The organism is Nitrospira sp. (genome assembly GCA_029194535.1).
Lineage (GTDB): Bacteria > Nitrospirota > Nitrospiria > Nitrospirales > Nitrospiraceae > Nitrospira_C.
This window is the reverse complement of sequence record JARFXR010000001.1, coordinates 1,575,117-1,594,167: the sequence shown is the minus strand read 5'-3', so window position 1 is coordinate 1,594,167 and position 19,051 is coordinate 1,575,117. Positions and strand designations below refer to the sequence as shown.

Below are 19,051 nucleotides of genomic sequence, written 5' to 3'. Positions count from 1 at the left end.
CCTATCTCATGTGAAAGGTGGTCACCGACATTCTCTCCAACGGCGTACCTCCGTCTGTCGCGCCGATGCTTCACTCTGGTCTCCGAGAGACGGTCAACCGGTCCGAGTCCGAACCGCCGTTTCATCTCGATCTGCGCCGCTGTGCTTACCCAGAGGGTTATGCCAGCCGTCGCCTCCAATGAGCCGATCCGCCTCTTGAGGCCCCCAGGTGTTCGGGTCGTATTCGTACAGCGGCGACGCGGATGTGAGGATCGGATCCACGGCGCGCCAGGCCGCTTCCACTCCGTCTTCGCGCGCGAAGAGCCAGGCATCGCCTTTCATGGCGTCTCCGAGAAGGCGCTCGTAGGGATCCATGTCGTCGCCGGAGCCATGATGCGCGACGAGTTCCGTTCGTTTCCCCACCATCGCCTCTCCCGGAACCTTGACGTTGGTGCCCAGCGCGATTGATACCTCAGGGCTGAGCTGAAACCGAACATAGTCGGCGAGCGGCGGCTCGTGCTCATCCAATATGGGGCAACACGGTCGTTTGAACTCGATCAGCAGCTCGGTCGCGGTCACGGGAAGACACTTGCCGACGCGCACATAGAACGGCACATCGGTCCATCTGTCGCTGTCGAGGAAAAAACGAAGCGCAGCGAAGGTTTCAACCGCCGAGTCGGGAGCCACGCCCTGTTCCCGGCGATAGCCGCGGAACTGCCCGCGCACGATATCGGAAGGATTGAGCGGCCGGATCGTGTTCAGCGCGTTCACCCGCGCCCCTCGTATCGACTCATGATCGTTCCCGGCCGGCTCCGGCATGGTCAGGCAAGCGATCACCATCAACATGTGGTTTTGCACCACGTCGCGGATCGCTCCCGCCTCCTCGTAGAAACGGCCGCGGCCGGCCACCCCGAAGCGTTCCGCCATCGTGATCTGCACACGCTCAATGTGACGGGAGTTCCAGACCCCTTCAAAGATCGGATTGGCGAAGCGGAAGTGGAGGAGGTTCTGGACTGGTTCCTTTCCCAGATAGTGGTCGATGCGAAAGATCGACTGCTCTGGAAACGAGGCGCGCAGTGCGCGGTTGAGCGCTTGCGCCGAAGCCAGGTCCCGACCGAACGGCTTTTCGACAACCACGCGGGCATCCCTCACGCAGCCGGCCTTCGCCAATCCTTCGATCACCGTCACGAAGACGCTGGGAGGAACCGCTAAATAGTACAGCGGGTGCGCGGCAGCGCCGAGTTCCTTCCGCAACGCCTCGAAGGTCGTCGGCTCGCCGTAGTCTCCCCTGACGTATCGGAGCGATTCGGAGAGCTTGGTAAAGGACTGAACATCCATGCCCGCCTGTTTTGCCAAACTGTCGCCGACCCTGGCCCTGAATTGCTCGAGACTCCAATCGGTCTTCGCCACCCCGATGACCTTCGCGTCGAGGCGACCGCGCCGGACCATGGCCTGTAAGGCGGGAAAGATCTTCTTGTATGCGAGGTCTCCACTGGCTCCGAAGATGACGAGCGCATCCGATTGTGAGACTGGCATGATCAGGCTCCCCGTGGGCAGACTCCCCTATCCCAGTGTCCCCCACACGTGTGTCTCATGACCGACAGTCCTCGGTCATTGTGTTCCAAGGCCGGCCGCCAGTCCTTGACCACGAAGCATCTGAGCCTTGGCGGCGGCGACGATTTGCTCGGGCGTAAAGCCGAACTTGCGTTGCAATTCCTTGAGCGGCGCCGAGGCGCCGAAGGTCTTCATGCCGATGGTGACTCCCTCGCGTCCGATGTATTGCGCCCATCCAAAGACCGAAGCCTGTTCCACGGCAACGCGCGCGCCGACCTCCGGCGGGAGCACGCTGTCGCGGTAATCCTGGCTTTGCCGTTCGAAGAGTTCCCAGGACGGCATGCTCACGACCCGAGCCTTGATGCCTTCGGCCTTCAACTGCTCGTAGGCCGCGACACAGAGCGCGACCTCGCTCCCGCTGGCCAGCAACAGCACGTCCGGCGCGACGCCGGCGTCGGTGAGCGCATAGGCGCCCTTGGCCACACCGGAGGCCGCCGCATAGGTCGTGCGATCCAGCGTCGGCATCGCCTGCCGCGACAGGATCAAGGCCGCCGGCTCATGTCGCAACTCCATGATGACCCGCCAGGCCTCGACCACTTCGTTGGCATCCGCCGGCCGGAGCACGATGAGGTTGGGGACGGCCCGCAGCGACGCGAGTTGTTCGACCGGTTGATGAGTCGGACCATCTTCACCCAGCCCGATCGAATCGTGGGTGAAGATGTAGACGACCGGAATCTCCATGAGGGCGGAGAGGCGGATCCCGGGCTTGGCGTAATCGCTGAAAATCAGGAAGCTGGACCCATACGGCCGCACCTTGGATAGCGAGAGTCCGTTGAGCACAGCGGCCATCGCATGCTCGCGGATGCCGAAGTGGAAATTCCGACCGCCGTAGGATTCAGCCTCGAAATCTCCCGCCCCATCGAACGTGAGCCTCGTCTTGGTCGAAGGGGCCAGATCCGCCGAGCCGCCGATCAACCAAGGGACCAGCTGGGCGATGGCGTTCAGCACCTTGCCGGAGGAATCCCGCGAGGCGAGCCCTTTGGCGTCCGCGGGAAAGCTCGTCAGGTCCTGGTCCCACCCGTCCGGCAGGCGGCGGTGTTGCATCCGATAGAGTTGGTCGGCAAGTTCCGGATGGTGCCTCTTGTAGTCGCCGTACTTCGCCATCCAGGCTTCGCGCGCCTGCTGTCCCCGCCGGCCAATCAACGCGTGAAAGTGCTCCCGGACCCCCTCCGGCACCAGAAACTTGGCGTCCTCCGGCCAACCGTAGTTGCGCTTCGTGAGCCGGATTTCTTCCTCCCCTAGGGGCTCGCCGTGCGCCGCATGCGTGTCCTGCTTGTTGGGCGAGCCGTAGGCGATGTGGCTGTCCACGATCATCAAGGTCGGGCGATCGTTCGTGTGCTTGAATGTATGGAACGCTCGGTCGAGCATCTCCAGATCGTTGGCGTCGCCGACGCGGGTAACGTTCCACCCGTAGCCGATGAAGCGCGTCGCGACATCCTCGCTGAAGGCCCAATCGGTGTGGCCTTCGATCGTGATTTTGTTGTTGTCGTAGATCCAGCAGAGGTTTGAGAGTTTCAGATGGCCCGCCAGCGAGGCGGCCTCGCCCGACACACCCTCCATCAGGCAGCCGTCGCCGCAAAGGGCGTAGACATCGTAGTCGAACATCGTGAAGTCCGGGCGATTGAAATACTCCGCCATCCACCGGCTCGCGATCGCCATGCCGACGCTGGTCGCGACGCCTTGGCCCAATGGACCGGTCGTGGTCTCGACGCCGGAGGTCCAGCGGTATTCCGGATGGCCGGGACACTTGCTGTCGAGTTGGCGGAACCGCTTGATGTCGTCGAGCGTGACCGAGAGCCGTCCGAGCGTCTCGTACTGGGGATTCACTGCTTTGACGCCGCAGAGGTGGAGCAGCGCATACAGCAGCATCGAGGCATGCCCGTTCGACAGCACGAACCGGTCGCGGTTCGGCCAGATCGGATCGCCGGGATCGAACCGCAAGAGCCGTTGCCACAGACAGTAGGCCACCGGCGCCAGCGCCATCGGCGTGCCGGGATGGCCCGAATTGGCCGCCTGCACGGCGTCCATTGATAACGTGCGGATAGTGTTGATACACAGCATGTCGAGGCGGTTGTGGTCTGGAGTCATGGTGTCCTCTCTTGTTTCATCCGGCGGCCGCTTCACGCCGAGACGGTCCTACTTCGACGGAACGAGCTCCGGCGCGCCGGATGAGACGGCATGACGCCCCCTCCTTCCTTCAACGGACAACGGACTCACGGGTGGTGGTCTCAAGAGCCGATTCAATCGTCTGAAACAGCGCCGCCAATCCGCCGGAGACATCCTCGCGCATGTGGACCCGCAGCACTCGTCTCCCGTGCTTGCGCAGCGATTCGAGATCACCGAGCGCCTGGGCGCGTTTCAACTGGCCGAAGGTATACGGCCGGTCGGGAATCGAGATGTCGCTCGCCTCCTCTGCGGTGATGTGCAGGAAGAGGCCGGTATTCGAGCCGCCTTTGTGGAATTGTCCGGTGGAATGGAGGTAGCGCGGCCCGTAGCCGACCGTCGTGGCGATACGCAGCCGATCCCGCAGCAGTTCCCGGATCATGTGAAGCTGTTGCTCGATGTCCGGCCGTTCGGTGAGATAGGCCAGGAGCGCCACATAGTCCCCCGCGCGTGCGCGCTGAAAAAATCGCCGCAACAGGTCGGACGCGGAGCCCCCGGGCTCCGGCGCGTAGACCGCCAATGGTCCTTCGACGAGCGTCGGGGATTCTTCAGGCAATCGCCCCCCCTGACCGACGCTTGCGAGCAGCCGCTCGGTGTTATCTTTGCTCTCTTGGACACTCGGCTGATCGAAGGGGTTGATCCCCAGGATCGCCCCGGCCGCTGCCGTGGCCATTTCCCATCGGAAGAACTCCTGTCCAAGATCGAGCGGGTCTTCCAGTAGGATGCTCACGACCGGTTCCCCGGCCGCTCGGAGCGCGGCAAGGCCTCGATCCATCGACTCGTCCTGCTCACCGCGCGCGCGGATGGAGACAAACAGCCGATCTTTCCCGTAGACGGATGGATCGCCGAGCCCTTCGCCTGCGACCGGGAGCAGTCCGAGACCTTCCTTGCCCGTGCTTTCCGCCAGCAATTGTTCGAGCCAGAGTCCCACTGCCCGTAGCGAGGCCGACGTGAGGAGCGTGACCTTGTCGCGCCGGCGCAAGGCCAGTTCTCCCATCACCGCTCCTAAGACGATTCCGGGAGCTTCCTTGGCCGGTACGCAGGTCGCATGGGCATGCGCCATCCGGAGGGCCCTCACCAGCAATTCAGATACGTTGACGCCCATCAGCGCCGCCGGCACGAGACCGAAATACGACAGAGCCGAATATCGCCCGCCGATATCGGGGAAGTTCAGAAAGATCCGCCTGAACTTCCGCTCTTGAGCCTGCCTGGCCAACAGCGTGCCCGGATCGGTGATCGCGACAAAATGACCTCCCGCCTGAAGGCCCTTGAGCTTCTTGAGCTTGGCGAAGAAATAGTCTCCGAAGGCCAAGGGTTCGGCCGTCGTTCCGGATTTCGTCGCCACGATAAACAACGTATCGGCTAAGGATTCGTCCCGCTCGATCTTTAAGATTGTCGCCGGATCGGTCGTATCCAGCACCGTCAACGGGAGTCCGTTTGTCTCCGAGGAACACATTCGCTGGAAGACCAGCGGAGCCAAACTGCTGCCGCCCATCCCCATATGAACGACGCGCCGAAAGCCGGCGCGGCGCACTTCCTCCCTGAATCCTAAGAGCGCATCGAGATGGTCTTCCATTTTGTCCGCCACGTGCAACCATCCCAGGGAGTTGCGGATGACTTCCTGATGCCGTGCCTCCGCCTTCCACAGGCTCGTCTCCTTCTGCCAGCAGCGCGAAAGGAACCGAATATGCTCCAGATCGTTCAGCCGGTCCTGAACGGCCGGGCCATATCCGGGCAGATCCTCGGCTTGCTGATCCAGCGGCTCCTTCAACGCCGCCGCTCGCTTTCGTTCGATACTCTCCCCGACACCGTCGAACGCCGCGATGAATTTCTTGATGCCGTCGCCCTCGAGTTGCTCGCTCACCCTCTCCAGATCGATCCCGATCTTCGAGAGGCGATCGAGCGCCTCACGCGCTTCCGCCGTTCCCTCCGTCAGTCGATCGATCGGCCGGCCGTGATCGCGATAGGCCTGCAATGTCTCCAGCGTGAGCGTGTTCACCGTATCGGGACCGATCAGCGCCTCCACATACTTGACGTCGCTCTCGCTCGGATTCTTCGTGCTCGTGCTGGCCCAGAGCAGGCGTTGCGATCTCGCGCCTTGACCGGCCAGGGCGCGGAAGCCCTCTCCGTTGAAGCTCTCTTGGTAGATCGCGTACGCGGCCTTCGCGCAAGCGATGGCCGTTTGTCCGCGAAGGCCGCCGTGAGACTTGTCGCTGTTCTCCTCCTGCCGGCGCCGGTCCAGCAAGGAGTCCACGAGGAGGTCGATCCGGCTCAGGAAAAAGCTTGCGACCGAGGCCACCTTGCCCAGCGTCAGCCCTTTCGCCATGCGCGCCGCCAGCCCCTCGAGATAGGCTTCGACGACCTCGCGATAGCGGGAAAGCCCGAACAACAGGGTGACATTGACATTGATGCCTTCCGCGATGAGTTGGCGGATCGCCCTGACTCCTTCGCGAGTGCCGGGCACTTTGATCATGACGTTCGGCCGATCCAGCGCATGCCAAAGCCGGCGCGCGTCTTCGACGGTCTTGGCGGCATCGTGCGCCAGTTGCGGCGAGACCTCCAGGCTTACGAAACCGTCTCTTCCCTCCGTCTGCTCGTACACGCGCCGAAACAGGTCGGCGGTTCGTTGCACATCGTTCAGCGTCAGGTCTTCATACGTGTCCCTGGGCGACCTGCCCTCCAGCGCGAGGGCGCGAATTCTGTCGTCGTAATCGTGACTGCCTAGTATGGCCTTCTCAAATATAGACGGGTTGGATGTGACTCCCCGCACATCACATTCATGGATCAGGCGCTGCATTTCTCCGGAGGTCAGCATGCCTCGTCGAATGAAATCCAACCAGATGCTCTGTCCGAACGTCTGAAGATGAAACAATGGATTTCTCATGGCGTCCTTCCCGCGTTAGAAATCTTCCGAGAGAAGAGCCGGGGCATTCGCGCGCTGCGGATCCGACCGACGCGTTGACTGATCGTTCGCCGCACGACGCCCGGAACTCCGCTTTCCAGAGAAACACCCTGGCCTCGAAGCGACGTAAGGAAGCACGCCGTACAGCAAGGTGACGGCGCCCTTCCAGGGATGTCACTCCTTTCGTCCGCCGCAACCACGGAATTGATATATACGGGACTCAGCTCGCCGGACATCGTCAAAGCTCTTATCGCTCACGTCGAAATTCAAACCCTCCGAACGTCCTCCCATTGAGGACAAGGAACGACTTGCCCGCTGATTTCCAAACCTGCGTACCAGGCGATCGCTTATGGGGGGGGGGTGGGCGTTCATCAGGACGCTCCGCCCTCAAACTGCAATCGTTCTTCTTCCTCCTTCCACAGCGCTGTGATCATCGATTCCTGCACCAGTCGTTGCGCCTCTGCCCGCTCCGCCGCCGTCAGGCAGCTCTTGGCGTCGTGGACGGCCGCCGCCAGCAACGCCGAGGCAAAGGACGAGGGACTCTGAGAGAGGACAGAAGCCATCGCGGCGACGTCGGCGTAGATGCTCTGGTCAAGATCCAAGACGAGTTGTCTTCCCCGGAGCCGGGTGGCCTCCGGCCCGATTCCGGAACCGGACCGGATCGTTCGGATCACGGCCGCCACAGAGTGGCTCTGTTCGAGCCCAAACATCACCAGGTTTAGAAAACGACTTTCGAACTCCTTTTTCGCTTCATACACCCAGTGCCCCTGCTTGAGCCCGGTGACATCTCCCACCGGTACCCGGAGCGCAGCCATATAGGCGGCATCGTCCTGTCCGTTCTCCATCACCCGCTTCATGCGTTCTCTAGCCGCGCTGTGGAGAGGCCAGCCGTGTAGGCTGGCAACGAGGTTATGGCAGGCGATGCGCACCTCCTCCTGAATCGCATCCACCGTTTGGGGGAGACCGACCTCCACCGAGGTCGGGGAAGCCTGGCTGGGCGCGATGCAGATCCCCGCCGCGAAGACGTTCTCGTATCGCTCGCTTCGCAAGTAGTGATCGACCTTGAGCAACCCACGGGCATCGGTCGGGAGCGCGCCGGCGGCGACGGCCGGGATGCCGCCGAACCGCGGCCAGCAGACACCGAAGCCGTATGGGATGTCTGCTTGTTTCGCGACCCCATCGTCCATGTGCCTGGCGAGACGGATGTTCTCCTCTGTCGCGCCGACGATTTCCGCGTTTCCGATCCACCGAATGTCATGGGCCGCCAAGGCTCGGGTCAGCGGTTCTCGGAGAGCCGAACCGCCGAGGCCCAAATGCCCCGCGTACGGCTCGGGAGTGATGACGGTGATCGAGGTCCGGCGCCTGATCCCTCGCCTCCGAAGATCGGCATCGACCAGAAACGCGTACTCATAGACGGAGCCCAGAATCGCCGCGCCAGGCGCGGCCCCGATCGCAATGGATCCGGGCCGACTCAGGAACCGTTCGTAGGCGTGCCGAGTCGCCAGCGCCTGTTCGAGATCAAGTACGGTATGGAGCTTCGTCAGCCCTGGAACCTCCTGCCACCGCGGAACCGCGCCGCAGGCGATCAGGACGTAATCGTACGAGAGTTCCTGGGACGTACCGACCACGATGCGACTGCGATCAGCGTCAATGGCGGTCACCGATCCGTGCACGAAGCCTATCCCGCGCCCCTCCAAGTAAGGTCCGATAGGGATGGCGATGTCGGACTCAACGCGCCAGCCGACCGCCAGCGCCGGATTGGACGGGACGAAATGAAAATACTCCCGGTCCGCGATCACGGTGACGCGGGCCTCGACGCCAAGGCGCCGTTTCAGTTCATAGGCGGCCGGCACCCCGGCGATACCGGCGCCGATCACGATGATGTCCGGCATGACTTCCCTCCGATTCTGATCCCGCTCTCACCTCGCTACCGCCGGCGCGACCCCGCACGCACCACCTGATACGGCCGCAGGAGGTAGCCCAGTAACGCAAATCCGCTCCAGATGTGGACCAATCTGGTAAAGGGAACGAGCGCGAACAGCGTCATCCCCAAGACCAGATGAACCTGATAGACCAACGGCACCTCTACCGCCAAGGACGCGGCGCCGCCCCGCAATGTGACGATATGACGGGCCCATTGTGACAAGGGGATCAGGTACCCTCCCGAGAGCTCGCGGGCGGAAAAATACAGAGTGGACAGGCCGAAGGACAGGGTGAGGAGAATCCAGACCAGCACGACCAGATCCATCACATGCGTCGTCGCCCGGATTCTCGAATCCGTGACCCGGCGATGAATGAGCAGGAGGAGCCCGACCAAGCAGGCGGATCCGAAGAGCCCGCCGCTGATCATGGCCACCAACTGATGCCCGCGCAGACCGATCCCCGCCATTCCGAACACCTCCGGCATGAGGAGGCCGACAAGGTGTCCCAGAAAAAGAAACAGCACGCCGACATGAAAGAGATTGCTGCCGAGCCGGAGCGTGCCGCGCTTGAGCAGCTCGCTCGAATTGCTCGTCCAGGTATACTGGCCCCGCTCGAAACGCAGTAAACTCCCCAGGAGAAACACGGAGCCGGCTATATAGGGATAAATCTGAAAGAAGAACTCGTGGACATCGCTCATCGCGTATCCTCATCCCCTCGCATCGTGCCGGGGCTCACCAGATCCGCCAAGGCCGACCGAGTCTCTCGCCAAAGCCCACCCTCTTGAGGTTCCGATCGCGTTTGTGGCGCATTGTGGGGAAGACCGGGGCCAGCACCGCGCCGGGGATCAGCGCCAGAAGAGCCTCAAACGCGCCGGCATAAGGAGAGCCGGCATCTCCAAGCCGGCGGCGCAGGAGCTGCACGATATCGTCGATCTCGGCGAGTCGTCGTCGCGAGTCCTCGGGGGGAATCAGCGACAGGAATTCGAGGAACACCGGAAGAAAATCAGGCAACTCCTGACTCGTCACTTCCAACCCGGACCGGCGGTACTCCTCAACCAAGCGAACCATCGCGTCACCGCGATCCCGGGATTCTCCCAGTCGGTGTTCGAACATCGACAGGGAAAGGGCGGGATTTCGATCGAAAGTCTCGACGTAGGCCTCCTGTAACTCGATCAACGGCCCGCGTTCAAGATACGTGAACAGCCCGCCAAGCCGGCGCCCCGCGCGCCGGCTGCGTCCCGTCTCGGCGGAGACGGTCGTCCGCAACTCCCCGATCGATCGCAGCCAATCCTGTTCGGGATAGGTCAAGAGCACGGCGATGACCTTACAGAGTCTCATGGTCTGCGGTTCACTCTCCGGATGTCGTTCACACTGATGAATTGGGCGCCCGTCCGCTCCTTACCGGCGAACAGACTGGCGCCCGTGACTCCTTCGGAAAATCTGGTGTCGGCGGAGAAACCGCAGGAGCCCTGGCCCTCGAAGCTGTGCGACACGGCCTCCTGATGACTGGTTGGAATGACATACCGGTCGTGATAATCGCCGATTGCGAGGTACCGGTACATCTCCACGACCTGAGCCTCGGTCAGTCCTGTCTGCCGGATCAAGGACGCGTCGGCTTGGCGCTCCAGATCTTTCTTCCGCATGTACCGGCGCATGGCGAGCAATCGATCGATGGCGCGCACGATCGGCTCTTCTTTTCCAGCGGTGAGGAGACTGGCGAGATACCGCACCGGAATCCGGAGGGAAGAGGTGTCCGGAAACGGCTCGGATCCCGGAGGATCGGTCTCGACGGAATTGGCGGCCGGTGAGAGCGGCGGAATGTACCACACCATAGGCAACGTCCGGTATTCGGGATGGAGTGGAAATGCCAGACGCCACTCGACCGCCAGCTTATAGACGGGAGAGCGCGTGGCCGCTTCCAGCCAATTGTCGGGGATCCCGTCCTGTCTTGCCTGAGCCAGCACAGCCGGATCGTGGGGGTCCAGAAACAGGCCAACCTGGGCCTCATAGAGATCCGGTTCGTGCTCGACGCTCGCCGCCTGTTCGATACGATCCGCATCGTAGAGGATCACGCCCAGGTAGCGGAGGCGGCCGACGCAGGTCTCCGAGCAAATCGTGGGCTGGCCCGATTCGATGCGCGGATAGCAGAAGGTGCATTTCTCCGCCTTCCCGGTGCTCCAGTTAAAGTAGATTTTTTTATATGGGCACCCGCTCACGCACATCCGCCAGCCGCGACACTTATCCTGGTCCACGAGCACAATGCCGTCTTCTTCGCGCTTATAGATCGAACCGGAGGGACAGGCCGCGACGCAGGTGGGATTCAAACAATGTTCGCAAAGCCGCGGCAGGTAGAACAGGAAGGTATTTTCAAATGAAGCCAGGAGATCCGGGTCGATTCCATCGCAGTTCACGTCTTTGAGGCGTTCCGCCGACTCGCCGCCGAGATCGTCCTCCCAATTCGGCCCCCACTCGATCTTGTCCTTGACGTCACCGGTGATGACGGACAGAGGTCGCGCGGTGGGCGTCGTCGGTCCCTCCGGCGCGCGCTGGAGCCGGTCGTAGTCGAACGTGAACGGCTCGTAATAATCGTCAAGCTGCGGCAGGTGTGGATTTGAAAAAATGTTGGTCAGGATTCGCCAGCGCGCGCCCTGTTTCGGCTGGATCGCGCCGTTCTGTTTTCGCTCCCACCCGCCCTTCCAGCGTTCCTGGTTTTCCCACTCGCGCGGATACCCGACGCCCGGTTTGGTCTCGACATTGTTGAACCAGGCGTATTCCACGCCTTCGCGCGAGGTCCAGACGTTCTTGCAAGTGACGGAGCAGGTGTGGCACCCGATACATTTGTCGAGATTCATGACCATGGCCACCTGCGCGCGGACTTTCATAGGCCCTCCATTCGTGACCGGCCTAGCCCGGCGTCGGACCGGCGTCCCATGTGACATGTTCGAGCTTCCGCACCACGACCATCTCGTCCCGATTCGTGCCGACCGTTCCGTAGTAGTTATAGCCATAGGCCAAGTGGGCATACCCCCCGATCATGTGAGTCGGCTTCAGCACGATCCTCGTCAGGCTGTTGTGGATGCCTCCTCGCCGGCCCGTGGCCGGAGCCAGCGGCATGTTGATGATCTTGTCTTGCGCGTGATACATCATCGCCACTCCGCGCGGAATCCGCTGGCTGAGGATCGCCCGCGCCACCAGTGCGCCGTTGACATTGACGACTTCGATCCAATCGTTGTCTCGGATGCCCGCTTCCATGGCTTCCGTCTCCGATAACCAGACGATGGGACCGCCTCGTGACAAGGTAAGCATCGGACTCGTCTCGCTGTAGGTCGTATGGATTCCCCACTTCTGGTGGGGCGTGATCCAACTGACGACGAGGTAGTTTCTCTCTTCATCTCCCAGGCGACGGCGCAGCGCGTCAACGGATCGGGTATCCACGGGCGGCTTGTACGCGCAGACCTGCTCGCCGAAGAGGCGCATCCAGGGATGGTCCTGGTAGAGCTGCTGGCGTCCGGTCAGGGTACGCCAAGGGATGAGTTCCTGGACGTTGGTATAGCTCCCGGTATAGGTGATGTGTTCCGACTCGATACCGCTCCAGGTGGGAGAGGGGATGACCCTCCTGGGCTGGGCCACCAAATCATCGAATGTGAGTGACTCCTCGGCCCGCCCCTCGGCCAGATGTCTGTGCGATCGACCGGTCCGCTGTGAGAGGGCGTCCCAGGCTTTGACCGCGACGTGGCCGTTCGTCTCCGGCGCCAACGTCAGAATGGCCTGCGCGGCCTGCCGCGCCGTGTCCAGTTTCGGATAGGGCTCTCGCTCGTCCGGGCTCGCCTCTCCGTTGACCCGGCGCAGCGCTTCGACCTCTTCCTTACTGTCCCACACGATGCCTTTCGCTCCGGTCCCCAGATCGCGCGTCAGCGGCCCGAGCATGATGAATCGCTCGTAGGTCTCGCCGTAGGGTCGCGTCACCACCGTCATGGTGGGCATCGTCTTCCCTGGGACGGCGTCGCAATCCCCGCGCTTCCAGTCATCCGCCCCCATCGGCTGACCGAGTTCGCTCGGGGTATCGTGCAACAGCGGCGTCAACACCAGATCCTTGCGCGTCCCCAAGATGGGCCCGGCGAGCGTGGAGAATTTCCGGGCGATTTCTTTAAAGATGTCCCAATCGGACTTGCTCTCCCAGAGGGGATTCACGGCTTCGCACAACGGATGGATGAAGGGGTGCATGTCCGAGGTGTTCAGATCGTCCTTTTCATACCAGGTGGCGCTGGGCAGCACGACATCGGAATACAGACAGGTCGAGGACATGCGAAAATCGAGCGTCACAAGCAGATCGAGTTTTCCGGCGGGGGCCTCATCGCGCCACGTCGCTTCGCGCGGAAGCGGCGCGCCTTGTTCCTTGAGATCGGGCGCCAGGACGCCGTGGGGAGCACCGAGCAGATGCTTGAGAAAATATTCATGACCCTTGGCGCTTGAGCCGACCAAGTTGGAACGCCAGACAAACAGATTCCGAATAAAGTTTTGGGGGTGATCGGGATCTTCCGACGCGATCGCGAGCTTGCCGCTTCTGAGCTGCTCGACGGTGTAGGCGATCGGGTGCGTTCCAGCCGCTTCCGCTTCCTTTACGACATCGAGCGGATTTCTGTTGAGCTGAGGCGCGGAAGGAAGCCAGCCTCTGCGTTCAGCTCGTATGTTCCAATCGATGATATGGGCGGCATCCGCATCCGGATCGTCCTTGGCCGTGGGCGAGAGGACATCCGCCGGTCGCAGGGTCTCATACCGCCACTGGTCGGTATGGGCATAAAAAAAGGACGTGCCGTTCATGTGCCGAGGCGGCCGGATCCAATCCAGCGCGAACGCCACGGTGGTCCAACCGGCGAGCGGCCGCACCTTTTCCTGTCCGACATAATGAGCCCACCCGCCGCCCGATCGCCCGACGCACCCGCACATGACCAGCATGTTGATGATCGCGCGGTAGACCATGTCGGTGTGGTACCACTGGTTGATCCCGTTCCCGAGAATGACCAGCGAACGGCCTCGGGTCTTGTCGGCGTTCTCCGCGAACTCACGGGCAAGGCGGATGATCTGACGGCGGCAGACGCCCGTATGTTTTTCGGCCCATGCCGGCGTATAGGGCGCGTCCTGATCGTAGTTCTGTGCCGTCTGATCATCCCCAAGCCCTCGATCGAGACCGTAGCCGGCCAGTAGAAGGTCATAGGCGGTGACGACGAGCCTGTCGCCGTGAACGGTGCTGAGCCGCCGGGCCGGAACCAAACGGCGCATGATCGATGGGTGATCGTCCCCAAAGTAGGGAAAGGCGACGGGCACGATCTCCTCGGCCTGCGGCAGCATGCTCAAGGCGGGCGTGATCCTACGCCCGGTCGTCGCGTCGATCAGATCGAGATTCCAGCGTCCTTTCTCGCGCCACCGAAAGCCGATGCTGCCGTGAGGAACGCACAGGCGCCCGGTGGCCTCATCCACGATCACCGTCTTCCAGTCCTGATTATTGGATTCGCCCAGTTGGTCCTCGAAGTCCGACGCCCGTACGAAGCGGCCAGGCTCATAGCCGTCTGCGGCGGGGCGCAGGAAGACCAACATGGGCATGTCGCTGTATTGGCGGCAGTAGTCCAGGAAGTAAGGACTGCGGGCGGTCAGATGAAACTCTTTCAGGATGACATGGCCGAGCGCCAAGGCCAACGCGGCATCGGTGCCCCGGCGCGGGGCCAGCCAGAGATCCGCGAACTTGACGTATTCGGCAAAGTCCGGAGCCACGGCGACGGTCTTGGCGCCTTTGTACCGCGCAGCCGTATAGAAATGGGCATCGGGGGTCCGCGTCTGCGGAATGTTCGATCCCCAGACGACGATGTACGAGGAGTTGTACCAGTCGGCGGCCTCGCACACGTCGGTCTGTTCTCCCCAAACCTGCGGCGACGAGGGGGGCAAGTCGGCGTACCAGTCGTAAAACGACGGGATGGCGCCGCCGATCAACGACAGATAGCGACTGCCCGCCGCGAAACTCACCATCGACATCGCCGGGATGGGAGAAAATCCCGCGATGCGGTCCGGACCGTACCGTCGGATCGTGTAGACATTGGCGGCCGCGATCAATTCCGTGACCTCGTCCCACGTGGCACGCACGAAGCCTCCCTGTCCCCGTACCGACGTATAACGCTCGCGTGTGAGCTTATCTTCGACAATCGACGCCCAGGCCTCCACCGGCGCCAGCGACTCGCGAGCCTCGCGCCACAACGCCATCAAGCGTCCGCGCACCAACGGATACTTGACGCGTTGCGCGCTGTAGACATACCAGGAATAGCTCGCACCCCTGGGACATCCGCGAGGTTCATGGTTCGGCAGATCCGGGCGCGTCTGCGGATAGTCCGTCTCTTGCGTCTCCCATGTGATCAGTCCGTTCTTCACGTAGATTTTCCAGCTGCATGAACCGGTACAGTTGACCCCGTGCGTGGACCGCACCACCTTGTCGTGATTCCAGCGATCACGATAGGCATTCTCCCAGGCGCGATCCTCCTGCCTGACCACCCCGTGTTTCCCCGCGAACGTCTCGAGGTTTTCACGAAAGAACAAGAGACGGTCCAAAAAATGGCTCATATCTGACTCCCACGGAATGGAACGGGAACACGCCTCAGGATCTCCTCGAATCGGCCTTTAGACTCGATCACACCAAGGCCTACGGCCTGTCCTATTCGATCGAAATTGTTCGACAATCGCTCCAGTCGTTCGCCAGTAGTTCTCCGGGTTGGCGATCCCTGAGAGGCTTGATGATAGTGGCAACGCACATCCGCCGCGCCGTGGCATACGTGCCAGGGATCGACGGTTGTTATGCTGGACTCACTTTTATAGGAAGGCTCTGAAGGCCGGTACTGGCGGAAGACTCATTCTGAGGTCGAAGTTGCCACAATTCTCTTGTCCTATAAAAAAGGACAGACCGTCTCGACGTGGTGAGAGAAGATGGGCGGAGCACCATTTGCTGAGCTGTCAGCCGGGCACAGCAGGACTCCGGCCTATCCCGTGATCCGAGATGATCTTGGCGAGCATCGATCGGGACCAGGCCACGAATTAAAGCCTAAGTAAGGAGTATCTTATGGCCAAAATCTTCAAGCGAGGCGATCATGTCGAATGGAATTCTGAAGCCGGTCTGGTACGGGGTGTGATCATCAAGAAAGTTGTTGCTGACGTCTCATTCAAGGGGTATGTCCATCATGCATCGAAGGACGAGCCCCAATATTTCATCCAGAGCGACAAGACCGACCATGTGGCGATCCACAAAGGGACAGCGCTCACGCTGATACCGGCTTCGACGAGCCGGACAAAAGACAAAACAAGATAACAACCGCCCTCCCGGAAAGTGCGTCGGAATACACCTTGCACGAATCTTGACAAGCATCAAGACCCTCTCTACCCTCTCACCGCATGTCCAAGTCAGTAAGTGTTCTTCCGACGAGCAGCATGCTGCACTCCTTCTCCCTTGCACAATTCCGGTTCGCGCTGGAGGCCGAGGACCGACTGGCACTCCACCCTCGCAATCCCGGCAACACGCTGCGTGGCGCCTTCGGGTCCACATTCCAGAGACTGGTCTGTCCCACGCCGGCAGACTGCCGCGAGACCTGCCGGATGAAAGCCACCTGTCCGTACGGACAGATCTTTGAGCCGAGCCCTCCGCCGGACAGCGACCGGCTGAGCTTGAATCAAGACATTCCCCGCCCTTTCGTGTTCCGTCCACCGAACGGCATCGAGACGATGGCCCGGCCCGGCGAGGCTCTCCACTTCGATCTCATCCTGATCGGCAAAGCCCTCGAGCACTTCTCATATTTTTTGGTCACGTTCCGAGAGTTGGGAACCCAAGGCATCGGACTTGGCCGAGGGCGCTACAGGATTGTTCAGGTGTCTCTGCTCAGCGAAGATGGGAACGAAGTCGCAGAGATCTATTCGGGCCGCGACAACGTCGTTCACCCGTCGCCCCTCAGGATTACCTATAAGGACTGTTGCCGTCTCGCGACAGAGCGATTTCTCACACAGGCCCAGCGCGTGACAATCCGCTTTCTCACCCCAACTCTCCTTAAAGCCGACGGCAAGATCGTCACACGCCCCGACTTCCACCATCTCATCAAGCGCCTGCGCGACCGGATCAACGCCGTCGCCCATTTCTACTGCGACGACACACTGGCGATGGATTTCAAAGCGTTCGGACAACGAGCAGAAGCGGTCCGAACAGTGCACTGCAACATCAGATGGGAAGACCGCGATCGCCGGTCACGGAAAACCAGCCTCACCCACGACATGGGCGGCTTCATCGGTGAGGCGACGTATCAAGGGGACCTCGAAGAATTTCTGCCGCTCTTGATCCTGGGGCAGTACACGCATGTGGGGAAGTATGCGGTGTGGGGGAATGGGCAATATGAGGTGAGCGTTATATAATGGTCGCGCGTTGAACCCCAGATGATCGAAAGACCGAAACGAAATGATTGCTGTCCCCAAAGAGCTGCTGTGGGATTATCGCGACCCTCCCCAAGATCTCGTGTGGCGCTTACAGCGGATCGCGGACTTCTTCCCGCTCTACGGGAAAGACCGCGACACGGTGGCTTTGCTCTATGCCTACCGCAATCAACTGAGGGTGGACGAAGCTACCAAAGCGCTCATTGAAGAGTATCACCGCATCTGGGGGAGCCGGCTCTGAACTCGATCGCTGACAACCCGATTCTGACGGAACCGCAAAAGATTCTCTTGTCACGCTTCCGAACCTCACCGCTTCGGGAGCACTTTTACCTGACCGGTGGAACGGCCCTCTCAGCATTCTACCTTCGGCATCGATATTCTGAAGACCTCGACTTCTTTACCGAGCAGGAGGTCGAGCTTGAGTCTGTCCTCGGTTTCCTCCGAACGATTCCACACGTGGTCAACATCCAGCATGAGCGCAAATACGATCGCCGGTTGTTTCTGCTTCACTATCACGATCGGCGGACCATGAAAGTGGAATTCACAAAGTATCCATTTCTCCCGCTTGAGCGGCATATGGTCGTTGAAGACGTCCAGGTAGACAGTTGTCGAGACATCCTGGTCAACAAACTCATGGCGCTCACGGATCGAAAAGATTTCAAGGATTATCTCGATGTGTATTTCCTGCTTCTCGAGTTTCCGGCACTTCGCCTGTGGGAGGCGATCCAGCAGACTCAAGCGAAATTCGGCGTGAAAGGCATCGACCATATCCTCAAAGGAAGATTCCTCGAAGCTCTTCCTCCGCAAGGAGAGTTGCCGATGCTCAAGCCCGCTGAACCGGCGGCAATGGCATCCTTCTACAAGTCGCTGGCGAGAGATCTGATCGCGCGGTCATTGGAGGAGCCATGAGGATCTCCCCGAGGAGGAGCTGCCATCATCTGATTGCCATGAAACTGCGACCGCCGCTCCTGGAAAACCGGCCTCCCTCACGACATGGGCGGCTTCATCGGCGAGGCGACGTACGAAGGAGAAATCGAAGAATTTGTGCCGCTTTTGATCCTGGGCAGTACACGCATGTGGGCAAGTACGCGGTGTGGGGGAATGGACAGGATAAGATTGTGTCTTATAATGGCGACCACGATACTCAAATTAGTACAGGGATAAAAGCCAAACATGAAAACGGTTGAGGAGCTGTCGCAAGCAGAGCGCGCCGTTCTTGAAGGCCTCCGAGTGCGAATCCGTCGGGAGTTCCCCGACCGGGCATTTCAGATGACCCTCTTCGGGTCGCGGGCCAGGGGAGACGCCGAGCCGGACTCGGATATGGACGTCCTCCTAGAGATTGAGCAAGAACATATCTCGTTTGCGGAAAAGCAGCGAATCCGCCGGGCTGCCGGAGAAGTCTCGATCGAGACTGAAATTGTTCTCTCCCTCCTGATTGTGGACCAGCATATGCGCAAGGAACGCGGTGACTTCTCTGTTTTTCAGAATATCCGTGAAGAGGGAGTCCCGCTTTGAGCAGGAAGGAAATCCACGAACTCATAGACAAAGCCCGGCGGAGTCTCCTTGCGGCACAACGGCTGTTTCGTGATGGCGACAGTGACTTTTCGGTCTCTCGGGCCTACTACGCCATGTTCTACACCGCACAGGCCCTCCTGTTGTCGCGCGATATTCGTCGCTCTAAACACTCCGCCGTCATTGCGGCATTCAACGAGCACTTCGTCAAAAGCGGAGAGGTTCCCGCGAAGCTCTTTGCTCTGCTCCGAGATGGCTTTGAAGACAGGGCCGAAAGCGACTACGGCCTGGCGGTGATCACAGACGAACAAGCGCAGGCCGGGATCGCGGCAGCCCATGAATTCGTGGAAGCGGTCAGTCGCCGACTTGAGCAGAGTGTGGACAGTGAACCATGACCGGCATAAGTGCTGGGCGAAGGGAGTCTAGCGAAGGCCCGGTCATGGAAAACCAGCCTTGCCCACGAGATGGGCGGCTTCATCGGCGAGGCGACGTATCAAGGGGACCTCGA

14 protein-coding genes are annotated in these 19,051 nt (G+C 60.9%); 6 read left to right on the top strand and 8 right to left on the bottom strand.

Annotation, left to right across the window (positions count from 1 at the left end):
- Positions 1 to 93: 93 nt before the first annotated feature.
- From zwf to P0111_07175, 8 genes are all read right to left on the bottom strand, one after another.
- A complete protein-coding gene (zwf, locus tag P0111_07210) occupies positions 94 to 1,515 on the bottom strand; it encodes a glucose-6-phosphate dehydrogenase (GenBank protein MDF0643805.1) in 1,422 nt (473 codons plus the stop codon).
- A 75-nt stretch (positions 1,516 to 1,590) separates the two neighbouring features.
- Positions 1,591 to 3,681, bottom strand: coding sequence for a transketolase (tkt, locus tag P0111_07205; GenBank protein MDF0643804.1), 2,091 nt, complete (start codon positions 3,679 to 3,681; stop codon positions 1,591 to 1,593).
- 109 nt (positions 3,682 to 3,790) lie between these two features.
- The gene (locus P0111_07200) at positions 3,791 to 6,640 is read right to left on the bottom strand and encodes a bifunctional transaldolase/phosoglucose isomerase (protein MDF0643803.1); all 2,850 of its coding nucleotides are present in this window, start codon (positions 6,638 to 6,640) and stop codon (positions 3,791 to 3,793) included.
- A 389-nt stretch (positions 6,641 to 7,029) separates the two neighbouring features.
- Positions 7,030 to 8,550, bottom strand: coding sequence for an FAD-dependent oxidoreductase (locus tag P0111_07195; GenBank protein MDF0643802.1), 1,521 nt, complete (start codon positions 8,548 to 8,550; stop codon positions 7,030 to 7,032).
- 35 nt (positions 8,551 to 8,585) lie between these two features.
- Complete coding sequence (narI, locus tag P0111_07190) at positions 8,586 to 9,278, bottom strand: respiratory nitrate reductase subunit gamma (GenBank protein MDF0643801.1); 693 nt, start codon at positions 9,276 to 9,278, stop codon at positions 8,586 to 8,588.
- A 34-nt stretch (positions 9,279 to 9,312) separates the two neighbouring features.
- Positions 9,313 to 9,918: a nitrate reductase molybdenum cofactor assembly chaperone gene (gene narJ, locus P0111_07185; protein ID MDF0643800.1), complete on the bottom strand. Its 606-nt coding sequence runs from the start codon at positions 9,916 to 9,918 to the stop codon at positions 9,313 to 9,315.
- Positions 9,915 to 11,462, bottom strand: a complete 1,548-nt coding sequence (gene narH, locus P0111_07180) for a nitrate reductase subunit beta (GenBank protein ID MDF0643799.1) — start codon at positions 11,460 to 11,462, stop codon at positions 9,915 to 9,917. Before narH ends, narJ begins: the two co-directional genes overlap by 4 nt.
- A 22-nt stretch (positions 11,463 to 11,484) precedes the next feature.
- The gene (locus P0111_07175) at positions 11,485 to 15,186 is read right to left on the bottom strand and encodes a nitrate reductase subunit alpha (GenBank protein ID MDF0643798.1); all 3,702 of its coding nucleotides are present in this window, start codon (positions 15,184 to 15,186) and stop codon (positions 11,485 to 11,487) included.
- A gap of 493 nt (positions 15,187 to 15,679) precedes the next feature.
- Here P0111_07175 and P0111_07170 point away from each other — a divergent pair, with 493 nt between their 5' ends.
- The 6 genes from P0111_07170 to P0111_07145 all read left to right on the top strand — a co-directional run bounded on the left by P0111_07170 (position 15,680) and on the right by P0111_07145 (position 18,938).
- Entirely contained in the window at positions 15,680 to 15,925 is a 246-nt protein-coding gene (locus P0111_07170; GenBank protein MDF0643797.1) for a DUF2945 domain-containing protein, read from the top strand.
- A gap of 119 nt (positions 15,926 to 16,044) precedes the next feature.
- Entirely contained in the window at positions 16,045 to 17,013 is a 969-nt protein-coding gene (gene cas6, locus P0111_07165) for a CRISPR system precrRNA processing endoribonuclease RAMP protein Cas6 (GenBank protein MDF0643796.1), read from the top strand.
- 43 nt (positions 17,014 to 17,056) lie between these two features.
- A complete protein-coding gene (locus P0111_07160; protein MDF0643795.1) occupies positions 17,057 to 17,272 on the top strand; it encodes a hypothetical protein in 216 nt (71 codons plus the stop codon).
- 47 nt (positions 17,273 to 17,319) lie between these two features.
- Positions 17,320 to 17,940, top strand: a complete 621-nt coding sequence (locus tag P0111_07155) for a nucleotidyl transferase AbiEii/AbiGii toxin family protein (protein MDF0643794.1) — start codon at positions 17,320 to 17,322, stop codon at positions 17,938 to 17,940.
- A 264-nt stretch (positions 17,941 to 18,204) separates the two neighbouring features.
- Positions 18,205 to 18,546: a nucleotidyltransferase domain-containing protein gene (locus P0111_07150; protein MDF0643793.1), complete on the top strand. Its 342-nt coding sequence runs from the start codon at positions 18,205 to 18,207 to the stop codon at positions 18,544 to 18,546.
- Positions 18,543 to 18,938: a HEPN domain-containing protein gene (locus P0111_07145; protein MDF0643792.1), complete on the top strand. Its 396-nt coding sequence runs from the start codon at positions 18,543 to 18,545 to the stop codon at positions 18,936 to 18,938. The genes P0111_07150 and P0111_07145 overlap by 4 nt, the downstream gene beginning before the upstream one ends.
- Positions 18,939 to 19,051: the final 113 nt, after the last annotated feature.

What these genes read in the sequence shown, in the direction of transcription:
- P0111_07200 (MDF0643803.1), bottom strand. Translation starts at nt 6,640, where the DNA reads ATGAGAAATCCATTGTTTCATCTTCAGACGTTCGGACAGAGCATCTGG.
- zwf (MDF0643805.1), bottom strand. Translation starts at nt 1,515, where the DNA reads ATGCCAGTCTCACAATCGGATGCGCTCGTCATCTTCGGAGCCAGTGGA.
- P0111_07150 (MDF0643793.1), top strand. Translation starts at nt 18,205, where the DNA reads ATGAAAACGGTTGAGGAGCTGTCGCAAGCAGAGCGCGCCGTTCTTGAA.
- P0111_07195 (MDF0643802.1), bottom strand. Translation starts at nt 8,550, where the DNA reads ATGCCGGACATCATCGTGATCGGCGCCGGTATCGCCGGGGTGCCGGCC.
- cas6 (MDF0643796.1), top strand. Translation starts at nt 16,045, where the DNA reads ATGCTGCACTCCTTCTCCCTTGCACAATTCCGGTTCGCGCTGGAGGCC.
- P0111_07170 (MDF0643797.1), top strand. Translation starts at nt 15,680, where the DNA reads ATGGCCAAAATCTTCAAGCGAGGCGATCATGTCGAATGGAATTCTGAA.
- P0111_07160 (MDF0643795.1), top strand. Translation starts at nt 17,057, where the DNA reads ATGATTGCTGTCCCCAAAGAGCTGCTGTGGGATTATCGCGACCCTCCC.
- narJ (MDF0643800.1), bottom strand. Translation starts at nt 9,918, where the DNA reads ATGAGACTCTGTAAGGTCATCGCCGTGCTCTTGACCTATCCCGAACAG.
- narI (MDF0643801.1), bottom strand. Translation starts at nt 9,278, where the DNA reads ATGAGCGATGTCCACGAGTTCTTCTTTCAGATTTATCCCTATATAGCC.
- tkt (MDF0643804.1), bottom strand. Translation starts at nt 3,681, where the DNA reads ATGACTCCAGACCACAACCGCCTCGACATGCTGTGTATCAACACTATC.
- P0111_07175 (MDF0643798.1), bottom strand. Translation starts at nt 15,186, where the DNA reads ATGAGCCATTTTTTGGACCGTCTCTTGTTCTTTCGTGAAAACCTCGAG.
- narH (MDF0643799.1), bottom strand. Translation starts at nt 11,462, where the DNA reads ATGAAAGTCCGCGCGCAGGTGGCCATGGTCATGAATCTCGACAAATGT.